Here is an 18,409-nt window from a genome sequence, read left to right on the forward strand (position 1 = left end):
ACAAATAAACTATTACACGATTACACCTTTTTACACAGGTTTTAATTGTGCTTTGCGTAAAGCGTTTAACATGTTAGATATTTTATAAATTCTCTTACGCAAGTCATTATAAATTTCTTCGTTTATAAATTGAAGTTTATGACATAAAATAATATGATTTAAAACTTCCATTGTTGAGCTAAATGCTATTGTTGAAAAATGTGCTTTGTCTTTATTTGTAATTCTAGATGTACCTTCTGCTATATTTGCTGAAATTGAATTTGACGCTCTTTTTAATTGACTTGTAATTCCGTATTTTTCATCAGTAGGAAAGTTTTTAGTGATACTATAAACCTCAACAGAGAAGTCTATAGCTTCTTGCCAAACCTTTAGTTTTTCAAATGAAAATACATACATCTTTTTTTGTTTAATTGTTTAAAAGTGTAACTGTTAATTTGTACTTTTAAATACATAAATGTTTCCATTTTTTTTTAAATTTAAACTTCCTAGTTTTATGAATTAATAACGTCTTTTACAATTACACGATTAAACAATTCATCAGTTACACAACATTTTAAATAAACGACTTAAAAATGGTGTTTCTCAACAAAAACTCTAGTAATAAGAATCCTAATCCAAAAAAGACAAAAATTCTATATTTTTCTTGATAATTGTAATACTTAAATTCCTCTATTTTCGTTTTTTCGAGCTTGTCAATTTCATCATAAATCTCTTTTAAAGATTCATTATCTGTTGCTCTAAAATATTTTCCTTGTGTTTCTGTGGCAATTTCTTTTAATAAATCTTCATCAATTTCTACTTGTTGTTTTTTAAAGTTTAATTGACCGGTTCTTGGATCTCTACTCCACGGAAAATCTGCCATTCCGTTGGTTCCGATTCCTATGGTGTAGGTTTTAATTCCTAATTCTTTTGCTAATTCTGTAGCTGTTCTAGGATCTATATTTCCAGAGTTATTTACACCATCCGTTAATAAGATAATTACCTTACTTTTTGCAGTGCTTTCTTTTAATCTGTTTACTGCAGAACCTAAGCCCATTCCTATGGCAGTTCCTCCTTCTAATTGTCCCCATTTTAATTCAGAAATAGTACGTTTTACTATTCCTTTATCGCTTGTAATTGGCGTTTGGGTAAAACTTTCTCCTGCATAAACTACAATTCCTATTCTGTCATTGGGTCTTCTGTCTACAAAATCGATAGCTACTTTTTTAAGAGCTTCTAGTCTGTTTGGTTTTAAATCTCTGGCAAGCATACTTGCAGAAACATCAATTGCCATAACAATATCTATCCCTTTATTGGTCTTTGTTTTTTTACTAACAGAAACATTTCTAGGTCTTGCTAAAGCAACAATAATTGCAGCTAATGCTAGTAATCTTAAAAGATATAAGACGGGTTTTAATTTAGATAAAAGTGAATCTGTATTAAAACCTTTTATACTTGGCATTGTTAAGACTGCGGTATCTTTTTTACGGATAAAAAAGTGCCAAACGGCTACTAATGGAATTAATATGAGCAGCCATAAAAATTCGGGACTATGAAATTCAAAATTACTCCAATTCATCATTTTCTTCAATAATTGGTTTAGGTTTTAAATTACTCACAATATCTTGTGCGTCTTTTCTATCTTCTTCGATTTCTAAGGCTAAAGGTTTCGATTTTGCAAATTTTACTAAATCAGCTTCTTGTAATAAACCTTTTAACTTTTTAATAGTATCTTCTGATGTTTGAATCGTTTCTGCATCTTTAAAATCCTTTAACATATCTATAACCTGATCTGTAGTTTTTTCTAGGGCAGGCACATGTAGCTCTCGCTCTATGTAACCACGAACAATTTCTGTTAATTCACTATAATATTCTTTTACTTTATTGTTTTGCCACAATAATTTTTCGTCTAATTCATTTAGTCTAAAAATAGCTTCTTCATAAGGCGGCATTGCTTTATAAGTATCTTCTTCTATTTCTTCTTTTCTTTTTCTGATTACAAACCAATAAATCCAGAAACCAATGATGGCTAAGGCGGCTAAAAGGATATAAACATATATTCTGAAATCGTCAAAAGTATATGGTTCACTTTTAATAGATTTAATAGGGAATTTCTTCACCTTGGTGGTGTCAATGGCAATTGTTGCTACATTTACTAATAAAGAATCTGTTAAAAAAGCCTGGTTTTTTATAAATACCTGTTGTTGCGGAATGTAAAATGCACCACTATCAAAACCGGTTAAAATATACTTTCTTATTAAGGAGTTTTTTACAGTGTCTACTTTGGTAGAATCTATAATTTCTAGACCTTTTAGATGCAACTTAGGCATGATTACATTCTGTGTGTCATCCACGGTAATCTTTAACTTAAACTGCTCACCAATTCTAATATTTGTGGTGTCGATTTCTGCTCTTACCAATGGTTTTTGTGCAAAACTTATGGTTGAAACGAATAGTAGTATGTAGAATAGTTGTTTTTTCATTTTTAAGGGTAACTGCGTTACTATCTTCCTTTATGTTTAAAGTAACCTAATAATTTTTTTACGTAGTTTTCATCAACTCTGGTGTTAACAGTACCTGCGCCACTTCTTTTAAACATGTTTATATAATAATCAGTTAAACGTAAAGCATTTGCTTTGTAACTTGTTCTTACAGATTTCGATGCCGTATTTATCAACTGTACATTGCCAGTTTCTGAGTCTAACATAGGTACCATTCCTAAATTAGGAATTTCTTCATCATGTTTGTCAAAGACTCTTATTCCTGTTAAATCATGCTTATTAGCTGCAATTTTTAATGTTTTTTCATAATCATCATCCATAAAATCGGATAACATAAAAACAATTGCTCTTTTTTTCATCACACTAGATAAAAATTTTAAAGCAGCAGCAATGTTGGTTTTTTTACTTTTCGGTTTAAATTCTATCAGTTCTCTAATAATTCTTAAAACATGCCCTTTTCCTTTTTTAGGAGGAATAAAAAGCTCTACATCATCAGAAAATAAAATTAAACCTACTTTATCGTTATTCTGTGTAGCAGAAAAAGCTAATGTTGCAGCAATTTCTGTTACGGTATCTTTTTTAAACTGGGTGGATGTACCAAATAATTCAGAACCAGAAACATCTACTAAAAGCATCATGGTTAACTCGCGTTCTTCCTCAAAAACCTTTATATAAGGTTCGTTATAACGGGCGGTAACATTCCAGTCAATTGCTCTAACATCATCGCCAAATTGGTATTGTCTTACTTCAGAAAAAGTCATACCACGTCCTTTGAAAGATGAATGGTATTCACCTCCAAAAATATCATTAGACAAACGTTTTGTCTTAATTTCTATTTTACGAACTTTTTTAAGTATCTCCTTAGTTTGCAACGTGTAATTGTTTAATTGTTGAAGCGTGTAATTGAATCGGTTTTTTTAAAACATGAGTAAGCAACTGCCAACTGCAACTGTTTTTACTGCCAACTTTTTTCTATGGCACTTCAATTTCATTAATAATTGAATTGATAATATCTACAGACGTTACATTTTCTGCTTCCGCTTCATACGTAATACCTATTCTGTGACGTAAAATATCAAAAACAACCGCTCTAACATCTTCTGGAATTACATACCCTCTTCTTTTGATAAAAGCATAACATTTTGCTGCTTTTGCAAGGTTGATACTTCCCCTTGGAGATGCCCCGAAACTGATTAAATCTTTTAATTGTGGTAAATTATATTTTTCTGGATAACGAGTTGCAAAGATGATATCAAGAATATATTTCTCAATTTTTTCATCCATATACACTTCGTTAGCTACTTCTCTTGCTCTTAGAATTTGTGCTACAGAAACTACAGGATTTACTTTTGCAAATCCGCCAGATAAATTCTGACGCATAATAATTTGTTCGTCTTGTAATTTAGGGTAATCAATAACAACCTTCAACATAAACCTATCAACCTGTGCTTCTGGTAAAGGATAGGTTCCTTCTTGTTCTACCGGGTTTTGAGTTGCCATTACTAAGAAAGGCTCGTCTAATTTAAAAGTAGTGTCTCCAATAGTAATCTGACGCTCTTGCATAGCTTCTAATAAAGCAGATTGCACTTTTGCAGGTGCTCTGTTAATCTCATCTGCTAATACAAAGTTTGCAAAAATAGGCCCTTTTTTAATTTCGAAATTGTTTTCCTTCATGTTGTAAATCATGGTTCCAACAACATCTGCAGGTAGTAAATCTGGTGTAAACTGAACTCTACTAAAAGAAGCTTGTACCGCTTTAGATAAGGTATTAATTGCTAATGTTTTTGCTAATCCAGGAACCCCTTCTAGCAAAATATGACCGTTTCCAATCAAACCAATTAACAAACTTTCTATCATTTGTTTTTGGCCAACAATTACTTTATTCATTTCTAAAGTAAGAATATCTATAAAGGCACTTTCTCTTTCTATTTTCTCATTAATAGCTCTTACATCTACATCCATTGTAATATTGTATTAAGTGTTATTTTTTACGAAAACAAAGCTACAATTTTAACATATTGGTATTTGTTAAAAGTAGGTTAAAGATGTGTTTTTTTTTAATTTCTAATAAAACGAAAAAAACAAAGAAAGTGTTAAATTGTTGTGTTTATAATTCTAAAACCCGATATTTAGCTTATATAATTTTAAAATCAGTTAATATGAAAGAAAATTACTTAATTAAAAGCGTATTAATTACCCTAATTTTAATGCTTCCTTTAGCTATGGCAGCACAAACTATAAAGGGTAAAGTTACAGATTCATCTGGTGAAGGATTGCCATATATGAATGTTGTTGAAAAAGGAACAAGCAACGGAACCGTTACAGACAATAACGGAGAGTTTTCTATAGCTTTAAAAACATTACCTTCTAAATTGGTGGTTTCTTCTATGGGATTTGCTGCTAAAATAGTAAAAGTAACTAGTATTAAGTATATAACAATTTCTGTAGAAGAAGACAATTCTTTAGAAGAAGTAGTTGTTGTTGGTTCTAGAAATCCTAACAGAACAGCCATAGATTCTCCTGTTCCAATAGATATTGTAGATATGAAAGAACTAGCTGCATCTTCACCGCAAGTTAATTTAAATCAAATTTTAAATTTTGTGGCACCTTCATTTACGTCGAATACACAAACAATTTCTGATGGTACGGATCATATAGATCCAGCTTCATTAAGAGGTTTAGGACCAGATCAGGTTTTGGTATTAATTAATGGTAAAAGAAGACATACTTCTTCTTTAATAAATATTAATGGAACTTTTGGTAGAGGTTCTGTTGGTACAGATTTAAATGCAATACCAGCAGCATCAATTAAAAGAATTGAAGTTTTACGAGATGGAGCAGCAGCACAATATGGTTCTGATGCTATTGCGGGTGTTATTAATATTGTTTTAAATGAAAGCGTAAATGAATTGGCTTTAGTAGTAACTACTGGTGCAAATTTCAGTAAAAATGCAAACGGACAAACTGGTGGTGTAGACGGACAAACCACTAATATTAGTGCTAACTACGGATTGCCTATTGGTGATAAAGGTGGGTTTATTAACTTTACTGGAGATTTTGATGTAAGAGAAGCTTACAACAGAATGAAAGATTGGGAAGGAACTATATTCAATTTATATAATACTGTTGAAAGATTTGCAAATAATGATGGTTATGATTTAACCAAATTATTAGATAATGATGTTAGTGATGTTATACAATATGCAAATCAGGCTGGTATTAATTTAAATGGAGCTACAACAAAGACTCAATTACAAGGTATTTTATCAGGAGATAATACAACTGCAGAATTAGCTGCAAGAGGTTTAGAAAGTAAAGACTTTAACATGAGAGTTGGACAGTCTAAAGTACGTGGAGGTAGATTTTTTGCCAACTTTAAATTACCTCTAGATGATAATGGTACAGAATTATATTCCTTTGCTGGTTTAGGTTCTAGAGATGGAAACTCTGCTGGTTTTTATAGATTACCAAACCAAAGTAGAACATACACACCTGCATATATTAATGGTTTTTTACCAGAAATTAATTCTACTATTTCAGACAAATCTTTAGCAGTGGGAATTAAAGGTAAAATTGGAGAATGGAATGTAGATTTTTCAAATACGTATGGTAAAAATGCATTCAATTATATGATTGGGAATACATTTAATGCTTCTCAAGGAAATGCTTCTCCAACAGTTTTTGATGCTGGTGGTTTTGCTTTTGCTCAAAATACCGTAAACTTAGATTTAAATAAATTTTATAAAAACACTTTTCAAGGTTTAGGTGTTGCTTTTGGAGCAGAATATCGTTTAGAAAACTATGAGATCACTGCAGGAGAAGAAGCTTCTTATACTCAGTATACAGCAGCAGGTGAGGCTATTAAGACCTCTACGCAAATTCCTTTAGTAGACTTTTTTGATGCGGCAAGACCAGGTGGTTCTCAAGTATTTCCAGGTTTTAGTCCAAGTAATGAGTTGTCTAGAGGTAGAAGTAGTATTGCTGGTTATTTAGATTTAGATGCAGATTTTACAGACGCTATTTCATTAAATTTTGCAACACGTTTTGAAGATTATTCAGATTTTGGTTCTACTGTAAACTTTAAATTAGCAACTTTAATTAAAGCTTCAGAGAATTTTAGAATTAGAGCTTCTTTTAATACTGGTTTTAGAGCACCTTCTTTGCATCAAATAAACTTTAATTCTACCTCAACTATTTTTGACCAAAACGGAGATCCGCAAGAAGTAGGTACTTTTTCAAATGAAAGTAGAGCAGCACAATTATTAGGTATTCCTCAATTAAAAGAAGAAACTTCTACTAGTTTTAGTGCAGGGTTTACAGCAAAATTACCAGATGCGAATATTACTTTAACTTTAGATGGTTATATTGTTAATATTGATGATAGAGTGGTTTACACTGGGCAATTTAAAGGGCCAGGTACAGGAACAGAATTAGATAATTTATTGGCACAGGCAAATGCTTCTGCAGCATCGTTTTTTGCAAATGCAATAGACACAGAATCTAAAGGAGTCGATTTTGTAATTACACATAAAGCAGATATTGGAGCTAACTCTAGATTAAAAACAGATTTATCTGCTACTTTATCTAAAACAGAACAAGTAGGAGATATTAAAGCATCTACAGTTTTAGAAAATGCAGGTTTAGTAAGCACATATTTTCCTGAAGATAGTAGAGTGTATTTAGAAGAAGCGGTGCCAAGAACGAAGTTAAATTTAACAAATAGCTTTACAACGGGTAAGTATAATATCTTCTTAAGAAATGTGTATTTTGGTGAAGTAACAGAGGCAACAACAGTGGTTGCAAACCAACAAGTATTCAGTTCTAAAGTGGTTACAGATTTATCTTTGGGTTATAAAGCAACAGATGCTTTAACGTTAACAATTGGTGCAAATAACTTGTTTGATATTTATCCAGATATGGCAGAAGCTTCTTATAGTAATAGAAGTGATGGTCGTTTCGATTGGTCTAGAAGAGCACAACAATTTGGTATTGGAGGTAGATTCTTATTTGCAAGAGTAAGTTTTAACTTAAAATAAACTGATTATTTTACATAGAAAAAGCGGCAATTTGCCGCTTTTTCTATGTTTATTATTTTCTAAAGTATTTAAACTGAATCAGAGAAGGTTTATTTTTATGCTTTTAACAACTTAAATGTAGTGTCAAATTCTCCATAGGTAAAATACTGAATCCAATCTCCAAGATTTACATATTTACTATTTTCTTGTAGTTCTATTTCTAAAGGAAGGTGTCGGTGTCCAAAAACAAAGTAATCGTAATGTTGTTGGGTTAGTTTTTCTTTACAATACAACACCAACCATTCGTTTTCATCACCTAAATATTTGGCATCATCATCACCAGAAATTAATTTGTTTTTTACTGACATATAATGTCCTAAACGTACGCCAATATCTGGATGCAACCATCTAAAGATCCATTTGAATAATGGAAACGTAAACACTTTTTTCATGCGTTTGTACCCATAATCACCAGGACCTAAACCATCTCCATGACCAATTAAAAACTTTTTATTGTTGATTAAAAACTCTTGTGGCTCATGATATACAGGAATGTTGAGTTCTTTTTGGAAGTAATCATTCATCCATAAATCATGATTACCAATAAAAAAGTAAATAGGAATTCCAGAATCTTTTATCTCTGCTAATTTTCCTAAAACTCTTACAAATCCTTTAGGAACTACGGTTTTATACTCGAACCAAAAATCGAATAAATCGCCTAATAAAAAAATGACTTCGGCGTCTTTTTTTACTTCATCTAACCAAGTTATAAACTTTTTTTCGCGAGGAAAACTAGCTTCTGGAGTGGGTGCACCAAAATGTTGATCGGATGCAAAATAGACTTTTTTATTTTCTGATGTTGTTATAGAAATCAAAAGATGAATTATTTATATCGGTAAAAATAGAAAAACTAATTTATAAACGGGTGAAAGCCATTAAAAAGGTTAGACACTAATTTCACTAAAAAACCACTAATTTCTAAAAACTACTCTTTAATAATCTTTTTATACAAGTTACCAGCATCCGTAAAAACTTTAATAAAATAAATTCCCTCACTTAGTTTACTAAGATTAACCTGTTTATTACTAGATGTAAAAATTTCTTTACCAAGTGTGTTGTAGATAATTACGTTTTTGAATCTGATATTTTTTGAGGTTTCAATAGTTAAAACATCATTTACAGGATTCGGAAACAAAGAAATATTTTCTGATACAAAAAGATTGTTTTCAATACCTAAGGTAACATTGTTGTTTTTAGAAATTAAATGAGCATCTGGATCAAATTCTACGGAACTTACTGTGAAATTCACAGTTTCTACAAAGGTTTGTCCGTTTGTAGTATTGTCTAAAACCAGATCTAAAACCTCACCATTGGTTCCGTTTAACCGTACGGGAACATTGGCTTCAAAGAAAGTAACAGAATAATGACTCTGGGTTTGGTTTAACTGTATACTAAAGGTATTGGTTGTTGGTTGATGCCATTCTACGTTATAGGTAGGGTAGCCTTGGTTGTAAATCCAGTCGTTAAAAAATTCATTTAAATCTAAACCACTTTCGGTTTCTAAATGAGTAATCAAATCTGGAGTTTTTGCATAATTATATGCCAAATTAGGATCTGAAATATAGTTTTTTAAAGCAGCAAAAAAATGCGTGTCGCCCAATTTTTTACGCAACATGTGTAAAACCATCGCGCCTTTATTATAAGATAATCTACTATTAAAAATTCTACTTACGCTTGTGGTGTCACTATCTGAAAGGTACACAGCGCCATTTGTGGATGAGGTTACAGAATTGATAGTAGAATTTCTCCAGCTTTTAAAAGAAGCATCTCCATCTAAGTGTTCTATTGTTAATCCAGAAAGATAGGTTGCAAAACCTTCATTTAACCAAATATCTTTCCAACTACCACAAGTAACTTTATCTCCAAACCATTGATGCGCCAACTCATGGGCAATTAAATTTCTACCAAAACTCCCCATAAAAGAAACGGTGGTGTGTTCCATTCCGCCGCCCCAACCAAATTGAGCGTGTCCATATTTTTCATTTTTATACGGATAATCGCCAAATAAATCGATAAAATGTTTCATAATATCTACCGTAACTAAAGTGCTGTTTTGGGAAGAAGATAAACTTTCTGGATACACATAATTTACAATCGGAAAGTTATTCTCATTGTGGGAAACTTGGTGCGAATAGGTTTCATAATTAGTAACTGCAATGGCAATTAAATAAGCCGGAATTGGGTATTGATGTTTAAAATGGGTGGTTTTACTACCTAAAGTAGTTGTTGTGCCTTGCTCTAATCCGTTGGAAACGGAAACATATTGCTCTGGAGCCGTAATATACACATCAATTGTATCAATTTTATCATTCAAATCTTGTTTGCAAGGCCACCAACCTAACGCGCCATAAGGCTCAGAAAGCGTCCAAAGAACGGGAGTATTTGCGGTTCCGTGTGTGTTTACTTCAAAAGAACCAAAACCATTACTTGTTGGGTTTCCGTTGTAATCGATAATAACTGATGTTGAATTCCCTTGGTTTAAAGTATTCTGAAGTGTAATAACTAATTCGTCATCTGAGCTTTGAGAAAAGGTTACTGCATTTCCATTCTGAGTTACCGAAGTAACGGTCATATTATTATCTAAATCGAAAGTAACTGTTGTTAAATCGTCTAAAGCGGTAAAAGTGGTGGTTACTTTACCTGTAATAGCTGCTACCGCAGGATCTACTGAAAACTCTAATTTATGATAGGTAATATCGTAATTAGACGTGTTAGGATTTGCTTTAAAATGAATTTTTGTTGCAGCAGATTTTGCTTCTGCTTCTGCAATTTTTATGATTTCTTGCGCAGTTGCATTTGAAATATGGGTAAAAATAAGAAGGCAGACAACAAGAAAACGAATCATAACGAATAGGATTAGAATTTAAAAGTACTGTTTAAAATCTAAAATAAAAAATATAGGTGTTAAAGTAGTTCTGTAATTTTTTAGAATGTACCTATCTTTGCAGGATGTTAGAAGATAAAAATACACAAAAGACGTCGTTGGCCGAACTAGGTGAGTTTGGTTTAATCAACCATATTACACAATATTTTAAAGTGCAAAATCCATCTACAATTAAAGCTGTTGGAGACGATGCTGCTGTTTTAGATGCTTCGGAAAAACAAACGTTGGTTACCACAGATTTGTTGATAGAAGGCGTGCATTTCGATTTAAGTTATATGCCTTTAAAACATTTAGGATACAAAGCGGTAATGGTAAATTTATCTGATGTGTATGCAATGAATGGAGTTGCAGAACAAATTACAGTTTCTATCGCGGTTTCTAACAGATTTCCGCTAGAAGCAATTGAAGAATTGTATGCAGGAATTCAGTTAGCTTGTGAAAGTTATAACGTAGATTTAGTTGGTGGAGACACTACTTCTTCTACCAAAGGAATCTTAATTTCTGTTACTGCAATTGGTAAAGCAGCAAAAGAAGATGTTGTGTACAGAGATGGTGCTAAAGAAACCGATTTAATTGTGGTTTCTGGAGATTTAGGTGCTGCTTATTTAGGTTTACAAGTCTTAGAAAGAGAGAAACAAGTTTTTAAGGTGGATCCAAATAATCAGCCAGATTTAGATAATTATACCTACTTAATTGAACGTCAGTTAAAGCCAGAAGCTCGTAAAGATATTGCTGGTTTGTTAAAAGAAATGGAAGTAAAACCTACTTCTATGATTGATATTTCTGATGGACTTTCATCTGAACTTTTTCATATTTGTACGCAGAGTAAAGTAGGGTGTAAGGTATACGAAGATAAATTGCCTTTAGACCCGCAAGTAATTTCTGCTTGTGAAGAGTTTGAGTTAGATTCTACCATGGTTGCGTTAAGTGGTGGTGAAGATTACGAATTGTTATTTACAGTACCTATTGCAGATTTTGATAAAATAAAAGGAAATCCTAATTTTTCTATTATTGGACATATTACCGCAGAAAACCAAGGTTTAAACTTAGTAACAAGAGCGAGCCAAGAAATTGAATTGAAAGCACAAGGTTGGAATGCTTTGAAGAATGAATAAATACAGTTTAATATTATAAAAAAAAGGCGAAAATTTTTAAATTTTCGCCTTTTTTATTTTATTGATGAGGTTCGTTTAACGTGTTTGTGTATGCTTAGTTGCGTGGTTTGGCAACTAATTTAGTAAACTTTTACGAACCTGAGAATATTCCGAAGGAATATTCCAGATAAGCAGAAACCAAGCAATTAAATATACACGGTGTTGTAAGCAGGCTTTTTTTATTCATTATATTTATCTGCAAATCTTTTTCCCATTTCTCTTTGTCCTTTAGAGTCAAAATGAATTCCGTCGCCTCGATGTTCAAAGTCTTGTGTGTTAATATATTTTGAAAATGTATCTTTTTCTGTGTAACTATGAATAGCTGAATTAATCCTTTGCCATTTTGCATTGTCATTATAATAGCTTCCAAGTTCACCTATTAAAATAGGCAAAGAATCGTTCTCAACTATTTGTCTAAATTTATTAAATAAAATTGACAATCTTTTTTGATATTTATTTATATTTTCTTGATTAGTTGCATCGTTTTCTCCTTGATGCCATAATATGCCTTTTATTGTTCCGATTTTTTTTCCAACTTCTACTTTTTCTTTGAAATTAGATAATAAATTTACTCCTCGAAACTTACTGTCATTAATCCATTGTTGAATAGAACTTCCTCCTACTGCTGTAGGTAATATCAAAACATAATTGTTATTGGGTAAATTATTTAAAATAGCATTCCCGAATGAAACGCCACAATCAAGTCCAGTTCTTGAAGGTTCATAATAATGTAAAGGTTCTTTAGCTAAAATTAAATTTCCTTGCTTGTTTAATGTTAGTAATTTGGTGTTAGGAACCGTATCTATTGGTTCTATTTTTCCACGTCCAGCCATATTAGATTGACCTGCCATTATAAATACAAATACGCTGTCAGGATTGGGTGTGTTTGTAAAATATTCAACCTTTTTAGGAAAGTTAGTTCTGAACTCTTTATTGTTTTTATATGTTGTATACCTCTCATATATTTTTGGCATAGCATATATAGCGAAAGTGACACTTAAAATAAATAATACAATAAATAAATTTTTATATTTTTTTAAAATTTTCATTTTAGTCAATGTTTTCGTACGTCTTTTTTTTAGCTTGTTGCCAACTCTAATGATATCCAACGTTTCAATGTTTTATATCAGAAGTTAAACGAATTTAGTTGTTTTTTTTGAGAAAGTCATGTTTGTAAAAGGATCCAAACGACAATAATTTCACAAATGGCATTTATCACTTATTTATTAATTTAAAAGTTCATATCAATATTTAATAATTTAAATATTTGTTCTTTGCTTTTTATATAAATAACTCTTTTATCAATTTTAATAATTCCTTCTTCCTTAAACTGTTTAAGGCTTCTTCCTAAACTTTCGGGAGAAGTGCCAATAATATTCGCTAAATCTTCTCGTGTTAAATCAATACCACCCGATTTATAATGTTTTTGAAAACGATTTTCTAAAATAAGTAAATTAATACCCAAACGAGCATTTTGATTTTTTTGTGCTAGTACAGCAATAATATTGGCAAGTACCCCAAACTCATGACCAATGTTTTTTATAAAAGTTTGTTGCAACGCAGGTATATCTTGTAATAATTGAAAAAAAACATCTTTAGCTATAAAATTTACTTCCAAATCTTCTAATGCTTCGCAAGAATCTTGATAACGTTCTTCACCAAATAAGGCATGATAGCCTAATACAGCACCCGTTGTGTAGATATAAAAAATTTGATCTGAACCAGAAAAACTGCGTTTAATTTTTTTCGCTTTTCCTTTCTTAATTTGAAAAATGCCCGTGGGCACTCCGTCTTCATAAAAGAGATGACTTCCTTTTTTTATAAATAATAGCTCCATTGCATTGTTTACTAATTTTTTTTCATTAGAAGTTAATGCTTCAAAAAGTAGATCACTTTGAAAATCAAATTGTGAATAAAAGTTTTTCATAAGTCAAATATATAGTATTAAAACATAACATTTGTTATAAATAGAAATAACATTTATTGTACATTTGCGTTCGATTTCAATTAATTTAAGAATGAAAGCAGTATTATTTCATTAGAAATTGTTTTAGTACTAGAAAAAGTATTTGAATTAGGTATTGCAAGAAATATAAAATTAGAAATAAGCAATTGTAGATTACATGTACAATCTAAGTTACTAACTGTTTTATGAGAAAAGGAACAAAGCTGTATAGCATTTTAAATTTAAAATGTCCACGCTGTCAAATAGGAAATTTATTTAAAAATACAGGGTTTTTTGTGTTTACAGAAATCTTAGAAATGCCAGATAAATGTGCTCATTGTAAACAAGATTTTAAGATTGAACCAGGTTTCTATTCCGCTGCATTATGGATCAGTTATCCTATTGTGCTGATAACATTTATACCATTGGTAGTATTGGGGTTTTCATTAAATAGTATTCATAGCTTTTTTAAATATTTGTATCCATTACTAGTACTTTCTAGCTTTATGCTACAAATACCATTAATGCGGGCTGCAAGGGCTATTTTACTAAATATTACTATCGATTATAGGGCAAAGTGATAAAATATAAAACAGATTTATCAAAAAATTAATCAATAAACAGATGAATAAAGAATTTGTACCAAAATTATTTTCTCTTTTAAAGCAAGGGATATCAAAAGAAACGTTAACAAAAGATATCCTGTCTGGATTAATTGTAGGAATTGTTGCGTTGCCTTTGGCAATTGCTTTTGCAATAGCATCAGGAGTTTCTCCGGAGAAAGGTATTATTACAGCCATCATAGCTGGTATATTTTTCTCGACTTTTGGAGGGAGTAGAGTTCAGATTGGTGGGCCAACGGGAGCATTTATTGTTATTGTTTATGGTATTATTCAGTTGCATGGAATTGATGGTTTAATCATTGCTACCTTTATGGCAGGTTTTCTAATGATTGGAATGGGATTATTAAGGTTTGGAAACTTACTAAAATATATTCCATACTCTCTTATTGTTGGTTTTACTAGCGGAATAGCCTTAATCATTTTTTCATCTCAAGTAAATGATTTCTTTGGATTGCATATTTCAAAAGTTCCTGCAGATTTTATAGATAAATGGATTGTCTATTTTGAAAACTTTCAAAACTTTAACTGGTATGCAATTGCAATTGCAGTAGGTTCTATATTACTTACCATTTATTTTCAAAAAATAGTAAAAAAAATACCAGGTTCTATCATTGCAATTTTAATATCAACCCTTTTGGTTGCAAATTTTGATATTCCTGTAGATACTATTGAAAGTAATTTTGGAGCCATACCTAACAAGTTTGGTTTGCCTCATATACCTAACGTAAGTTTTAGTACCATACAAGCACTTTTACAACCAGCATTTGCCATTGCAATCTTAGGTTGTATTGAGTCACTGCTTTCTGCAGTAGTATCAGATTCTATGATTGGAGGAAAACATCGTTCAAATATGGAATTAATAGCTATGGGAGGCGCCAATATTGTATCATCGTTGTTTGGAGGGATTCCGGCTACTGGGGCTATTGCAAGAACTGCCACAAATGTAAAAAATGGTGGTAGAACTCCAATTGCAGGTATTGTACACTCATTGGTTTTATTAGCAATAATGCTATTATTTGCACCGTATGCTAAATTAATTCCAATGTCTTGTTTGGCAGGTATTTTAATTGTTGTGGCTTTTAATATGAGTGAATGGCGACAATTTAAATCTATTTTAAAAGGGAATAGAATGGATATTATAATTTTGCTAACAACCTTTTTTCTTACTGTTATCTTTGATTTGGTCGTAGCCATAGAAATAGGAATAGTACTTTCTAGTTTTATGTTTATGAAACGAATGAGTAAGTCTGTAAATATTCAAGATTTTACTTCTAATACTGAAAAAGGAGAACACCTCTTTGATGATGAATTATTAGACATCCCTAAAGGAGTTATTTTATATGAAATTAATGGAGCTTTATTTTTTGGGGCTGCCAAACATTTTCAGGAAACTATTATAAATACAAATTTACAGCCTAAGGTTATTATTATTAGAATGCGTTATGTGCCACTAATAGATGCTACAGGTTATCAGAGTATTAAAGGGATATTAAAAACGTATGAGGAACGAAAAATAAAAGTGATTATTTCTGGTATTGGAAAATCATTAAGAGAAGATTTTGAAAAAAATGGAGTATTCTCATGTATAGAAAGCAATCTTGTTGTTGAAGATATTCATTTAGCGATAAAAAGTGCTAAAGAAAATCTAGAATATTTTACAGAGTAAACTATTTAATTAGTTTGATGTTTATCTGTAGTATAGCTTCCATAAAAACGATTTACTTTTTAGATTACAAGGAACTATAATGCAACCAAACGTTGATTTTTTTTAGAAATAAAAGAAAGAAACTATTCGTATTTTAATTTCAGTGCTTTTCTTTTACTTTGGTCAGATCGTTTTTTTTGTTTCCAATAAGGTTCATTACTACTCGCTTTTAGTTTGGCAGTTGTGGTTAAACCAGTTCCGTCATTTTCTGTCCAACTTAAAATTTTGTATGGAAAATCTTTTTCTACCTCAATGCTAAGTGTTCTATTTATACTTAGATACTTTATTTTATAAGTAAGCGTTTTTTCTGATGTGGTTTTACTAATATTAGCTTTCTCAACATCCAATTTTTTATAGTTAAAACGGCTGTAAATCGTAGAAGGAATCAAATTGATTTTTCCTTCTGGTAATTGTCCTTTTGCAATACGAATTTTAGTAAATAATGCTTCTTCTAAATAAGTGGCATGTATTGTTTTCTCTACGTCTCCATCAGCTTCAAAATAAGAAAATTGTTTAAAATTATAGGTGTCATCAGCAAGGTTTAATTGCGTAAAAGTATGTCCGCACCATTCTTGTATACTTGTAGAAGCTTTTAAGGTAAAAGGATGGTTTTTAGTATTGATAGGAGTAAAGGTAGAGGTAACAATAGAATAATCGTAAATACCCGTATTAAATTTACGAACATGGTTTAATTTCATCACAGAAATGTTATCATTTCCCGCTTTTTGCGGATTGTCTAATTTAACCTGCTTGTTTAAAGAAAAAGGTTCTGTAACAAAAACTAAGACAACTTCTCCGTCTCGTATTTCGCCATATCTAGCTTGTTTTAAGGTATAACTACTCAATTCAGCCTTACCAGAATACCAGTACTTATTAAATTGATCGTTTATAGAAATAGGGTTGTTTACTTCTTTTACACTTGCTTGAGGCGTTGTATTGGTTTGTCCGGATTGGCAACCAATAAAAGAAAAAAGAATTAGGTATAAAAGGGCTGTTTTAGTATTCATTACGTTTTTTGTGTTAATTAGCTGATAATAAATCAGTCGTAATTTAAAAACGAAATTTACAAAACCTATATTTCATTATTTTTTTCTGATAGAACCTTCATTAAATACTCATTTTGTTTTTCTAAAAGCTCATTGGTTTTGTTCATCAACTCAATGTTTTTAGGAGTTACAATAGCTTTATTTTTAGGATCGTCTGCTTTCTTTTTCATAGAATTCATTGCTTTTACAATTACAAAAACAGTAAAAGCTATAATTAAAAAATCTATTCCAGCTTCAAACAATTTACCATAACCAATAGCAATTTCATCAACCGAAATTTTATCTTTAATAAGTACCGCTTCTCTTAGAATAATTTTCTTGTTTTCCCACTTTGTGCCATCGGTCATAAAAGCCAATGGAGGCATTAAAACTTCTTTAACCAATGTGCTAACTACTTTATTAAAAGCCGCGCCAATAATAACACCAATAGCAATGTCTATCATGTTACCTTTTACGGCAAACTCTTTAAATTCTTCTAATAATTTAAATTTCATAACTTATAGTTTTACAGCACCATTAAATTACAACCTCTAATATCAGAATTATCAAAACGACCAATAATTTCGAAAGTGCCATTTTTGTCTACTTTTCCTAAATCTTGGGTGGCAATAAATGAGCAAGAATTATAATTGGCTAAATCAATCACGTTAATTCCGCCTGTTTTTCCTGGTTGTTGTATGGTTAAAGCATCTTCGGTATCTCTGGTAAGAATTTTCATCCAAGGCGGTGTATCAAAAATACCGTTTCCGTTAGAATACGCCTGACTTAATAATTCTGTCATTCCGTATTCCGAGTGAATTTCTGTAACTCCAAATCCGTTTTGTAAAAGCTGATGCAGTTCATCTCTAATCAATTCTTTTCTTCGTCCTTTCATACCACCAGTTTCCATAATAATGGTATTTTTTAGGTTGAATTGTTTCATTTCTATCAAATCTAACAACGCAAAAGAAACCCCAATTAAGAGTGTTTTTTGTCCTTTTTTGTCTAATTCGACTAATTTTTTAGCTAATTCCTCAATATTATTCAGATAAAACCCACTTTCTGAGTTGTTAGATTTTTTTATTAAATCATCTACCATAAAAACCAAAGAAGACCCATTTCTTTCTAAATAATTAGGCAATAAAGCCAAAACAACGTAGTCTTCTATATTGCCATAAAAATGGGCAAATCCTTTTAGGTAACTTTCTTTGTACACGTTAATGTCCGTTACAAAATGCTTGCTTGTTAGGCTCCCTGTAGTACCAGAACTGGTAAAAGTTTCTTCTATTTCTTCTAAAGAAGAAAGCACTTTTCTACTCTTAAAAAACTGAATAGGTAAAAACGGAATTTCTTCAACCTTAGAAACACTAGAGGGATGAATGTATAATAAATCGCAAAAAGATCGGTACACTTTATTGTTTTTAAATTGATGTTTAAAAACTTCTAAAGCAACTTGCTTAAATTCTTCTTGGTTTTGGATGTTAAAAATATTGTTTTGCATATACTCGAAAAAATTCT

At 31.1% G+C, this 18,409-nt stretch carries 16 protein-coding genes; 4 read left to right on the plus strand and 12 right to left on the minus strand.

What is annotated here, in order from left to right:
- Positions 1-30: 30 nt before the first annotated feature.
- The 5 genes from MPF19_RS01855 to MPF19_RS01875 all read right to left on the minus strand — a co-directional run bounded on the left by MPF19_RS01855 (position 31) and on the right by MPF19_RS01875 (position 4,442).
- Positions 31-396 (minus strand): four helix bundle protein, encoded by a 366-nt coding sequence (locus MPF19_RS01855; RefSeq protein WP_249986535.1) that lies wholly within the window; start codon positions 394-396, stop codon positions 31-33.
- Between the two features lie 157 nt (positions 397-553).
- Positions 554-1,558, minus strand: coding sequence for a vWA domain-containing protein (locus tag MPF19_RS01860; RefSeq protein ID WP_249986803.1), 1,005 nt, complete (start codon positions 1,556-1,558; stop codon positions 554-556).
- On the minus strand, positions 1,545-2,462 hold the full coding sequence (locus MPF19_RS01865) for a BatD family protein (RefSeq protein ID WP_203392769.1): 918 nt from the start codon (positions 2,460-2,462) through the stop codon (positions 1,545-1,547). The genes MPF19_RS01860 and MPF19_RS01865 overlap by 14 nt, the downstream gene beginning before the upstream one ends.
- Before the next feature lie 20 nt (positions 2,463-2,482).
- Positions 2,483-3,352, minus strand: a complete 870-nt coding sequence (locus tag MPF19_RS01870; protein WP_203392768.1) for a DUF58 domain-containing protein — start codon at positions 3,350-3,352, stop codon at positions 2,483-2,485.
- A gap of 100 nt (positions 3,353-3,452) precedes the next feature.
- A complete protein-coding gene (locus tag MPF19_RS01875; RefSeq protein WP_203392767.1) occupies positions 3,453-4,442 on the minus strand; it encodes an AAA family ATPase in 990 nt (329 codons plus the stop codon).
- A gap of 197 nt (positions 4,443-4,639) precedes the next feature.
- Here MPF19_RS01875 and MPF19_RS01880 point away from each other — a divergent pair, with 197 nt between their 5' ends.
- Positions 4,640-7,516, plus strand: coding sequence for a TonB-dependent receptor (locus tag MPF19_RS01880; protein ID WP_249986536.1), 2,877 nt, complete (start codon positions 4,640-4,642; stop codon positions 7,514-7,516).
- Positions 7,517-7,611: 95 nt separating this feature from the next.
- Here the strand turns inward: MPF19_RS01880 and MPF19_RS01885 are convergent, their stop codons facing one another.
- A complete protein-coding gene (locus tag MPF19_RS01885; RefSeq protein WP_203392765.1) occupies positions 7,612-8,370 on the minus strand; it encodes a UDP-2,3-diacylglucosamine diphosphatase in 759 nt (252 codons plus the stop codon).
- A gap of 110 nt (positions 8,371-8,480) precedes the next feature.
- Positions 8,481-10,400 carry a M1 family metallopeptidase gene (locus MPF19_RS01890; protein ID WP_249986537.1) on the minus strand — a complete coding sequence of 640 codons (1,920 nt, stop codon included), beginning with the start codon at positions 10,398-10,400 and terminating at the stop codon, positions 8,481-8,483.
- A gap of 104 nt (positions 10,401-10,504) precedes the next feature.
- Here MPF19_RS01890 and thiL point away from each other — a divergent pair, with 104 nt between their 5' ends.
- A complete protein-coding gene (gene thiL / locus MPF19_RS01895; protein ID WP_203392763.1) occupies positions 10,505-11,554 on the plus strand; it encodes a thiamine-phosphate kinase in 1,050 nt (349 codons plus the stop codon).
- A 218-nt stretch (positions 11,555-11,772) separates the two neighbouring features.
- Here thiL and MPF19_RS01900 read toward each other — a convergent pair whose 3' ends face one another.
- The gene (locus tag MPF19_RS01900; protein ID WP_203392762.1) at positions 11,773-12,642 is read right to left on the minus strand and encodes a sialate O-acetylesterase; all 870 of its coding nucleotides are present in this window, start codon (positions 12,640-12,642) and stop codon (positions 11,773-11,775) included.
- 182 nt (positions 12,643-12,824) lie between these two features.
- Positions 12,825-13,520: a Crp/Fnr family transcriptional regulator gene (locus MPF19_RS01905; protein ID WP_203392761.1), complete on the minus strand. Its 696-nt coding sequence runs from the start codon at positions 13,518-13,520 to the stop codon at positions 12,825-12,827.
- 224 nt (positions 13,521-13,744) lie between these two features.
- Between MPF19_RS01905 and MPF19_RS01910 the strand changes: the two genes are divergently transcribed.
- The gene (locus tag MPF19_RS01910) at positions 13,745-14,119 is read left to right on the plus strand and encodes a DUF983 domain-containing protein (RefSeq protein WP_249986538.1); all 375 of its coding nucleotides are present in this window, start codon (positions 13,745-13,747) and stop codon (positions 14,117-14,119) included.
- Between the two features lie 43 nt (positions 14,120-14,162).
- Positions 14,163-15,827: a SulP family inorganic anion transporter gene (locus tag MPF19_RS01915; RefSeq protein WP_249986539.1), complete on the plus strand. Its 1,665-nt coding sequence runs from the start codon at positions 14,163-14,165 to the stop codon at positions 15,825-15,827.
- 122 nt (positions 15,828-15,949) lie between these two features.
- Here MPF19_RS01915 and MPF19_RS01920 read toward each other — a convergent pair whose 3' ends face one another.
- The 3 genes from MPF19_RS01920 to MPF19_RS01930 all read right to left on the minus strand — a co-directional run bounded on the left by MPF19_RS01920 (position 15,950) and on the right by MPF19_RS01930 (position 18,392).
- Positions 15,950-16,873 carry a septum formation inhibitor Maf gene (locus MPF19_RS01920; RefSeq protein WP_249986540.1) on the minus strand — a complete coding sequence of 308 codons (924 nt, stop codon included), beginning with the start codon at positions 16,871-16,873 and terminating at the stop codon, positions 15,950-15,952.
- A gap of 65 nt (positions 16,874-16,938) precedes the next feature.
- Positions 16,939-17,406 carry a large conductance mechanosensitive channel protein MscL gene (gene mscL, locus MPF19_RS01925; protein ID WP_249986541.1) on the minus strand — a complete coding sequence of 156 codons (468 nt, stop codon included), beginning with the start codon at positions 17,404-17,406 and terminating at the stop codon, positions 16,939-16,941.
- Between the two features lie 11 nt (positions 17,407-17,417).
- Positions 17,418-18,392, minus strand: coding sequence for a LuxE/PaaK family acyltransferase (locus MPF19_RS01930; RefSeq protein ID WP_249986543.1), 975 nt, complete (start codon positions 18,390-18,392; stop codon positions 17,418-17,420).
- Positions 18,393-18,409 lie beyond the last annotated feature (17 nt).

The sequence above is a fragment of the Polaribacter sp. Z014 genome, from assembly GCF_023555435.1.
Lineage (GTDB): Bacteria > Bacteroidota > Bacteroidia > Flavobacteriales > Flavobacteriaceae > Polaribacter.

What these genes read in the sequence shown, in the direction of transcription:
- MPF19_RS01905 (WP_203392761.1), bottom strand. Translation starts at nt 13,520, where the DNA reads ATGAAAAACTTTTATTCACAATTTGATTTTCAAAGTGATCTACTTTTT.
- MPF19_RS01890 (WP_249986537.1), bottom strand. Translation starts at nt 10,400, where the DNA reads ATGATTCGTTTTCTTGTTGTCTGCCTTCTTATTTTTACCCATATTTCA.
- MPF19_RS01930 (WP_249986543.1), bottom strand. Translation starts at nt 18,392, where the DNA reads ATGCAAAACAATATTTTTAACATCCAAAACCAAGAAGAATTTAAGCAA.
- mscL (WP_249986541.1), bottom strand. Translation starts at nt 17,406, where the DNA reads ATGAAATTTAAATTATTAGAAGAATTTAAAGAGTTTGCCGTAAAAGGT.
- MPF19_RS01920 (WP_249986540.1), bottom strand. Translation starts at nt 16,873, where the DNA reads ATGAATACTAAAACAGCCCTTTTATACCTAATTCTTTTTTCTTTTATT.
- MPF19_RS01865 (WP_203392769.1), bottom strand. Translation starts at nt 2,462, where the DNA reads ATGAAAAAACAACTATTCTACATACTACTATTCGTTTCAACCATAAGT.
- MPF19_RS01860 (WP_249986803.1), bottom strand. Translation starts at nt 1,558, where the DNA reads ATGAATTGGAGTAATTTTGAATTTCATAGTCCCGAATTTTTATGGCTG.
- MPF19_RS01880 (WP_249986536.1), top strand. Translation starts at nt 4,640, where the DNA reads ATGAAAGAAAATTACTTAATTAAAAGCGTATTAATTACCCTAATTTTA.
- MPF19_RS01915 (WP_249986539.1), top strand. Translation starts at nt 14,163, where the DNA reads ATGAATAAAGAATTTGTACCAAAATTATTTTCTCTTTTAAAGCAAGGG.
- thiL (WP_203392763.1), top strand. Translation starts at nt 10,505, where the DNA reads ATGTTAGAAGATAAAAATACACAAAAGACGTCGTTGGCCGAACTAGGT.
- MPF19_RS01900 (WP_203392762.1), bottom strand. Translation starts at nt 12,642, where the DNA reads ATGAAAATTTTAAAAAAATATAAAAATTTATTTATTGTATTATTTATT.
- MPF19_RS01875 (WP_203392767.1), bottom strand. Translation starts at nt 4,442, where the DNA reads ATGGATGTAGATGTAAGAGCTATTAATGAGAAAATAGAAAGAGAAAGT.
- MPF19_RS01910 (WP_249986538.1), top strand. Translation starts at nt 13,745, where the DNA reads ATGAGAAAAGGAACAAAGCTGTATAGCATTTTAAATTTAAAATGTCCA.
- MPF19_RS01855 (WP_249986535.1), bottom strand. Translation starts at nt 396, where the DNA reads ATGTATGTATTTTCATTTGAAAAACTAAAGGTTTGGCAAGAAGCTATA.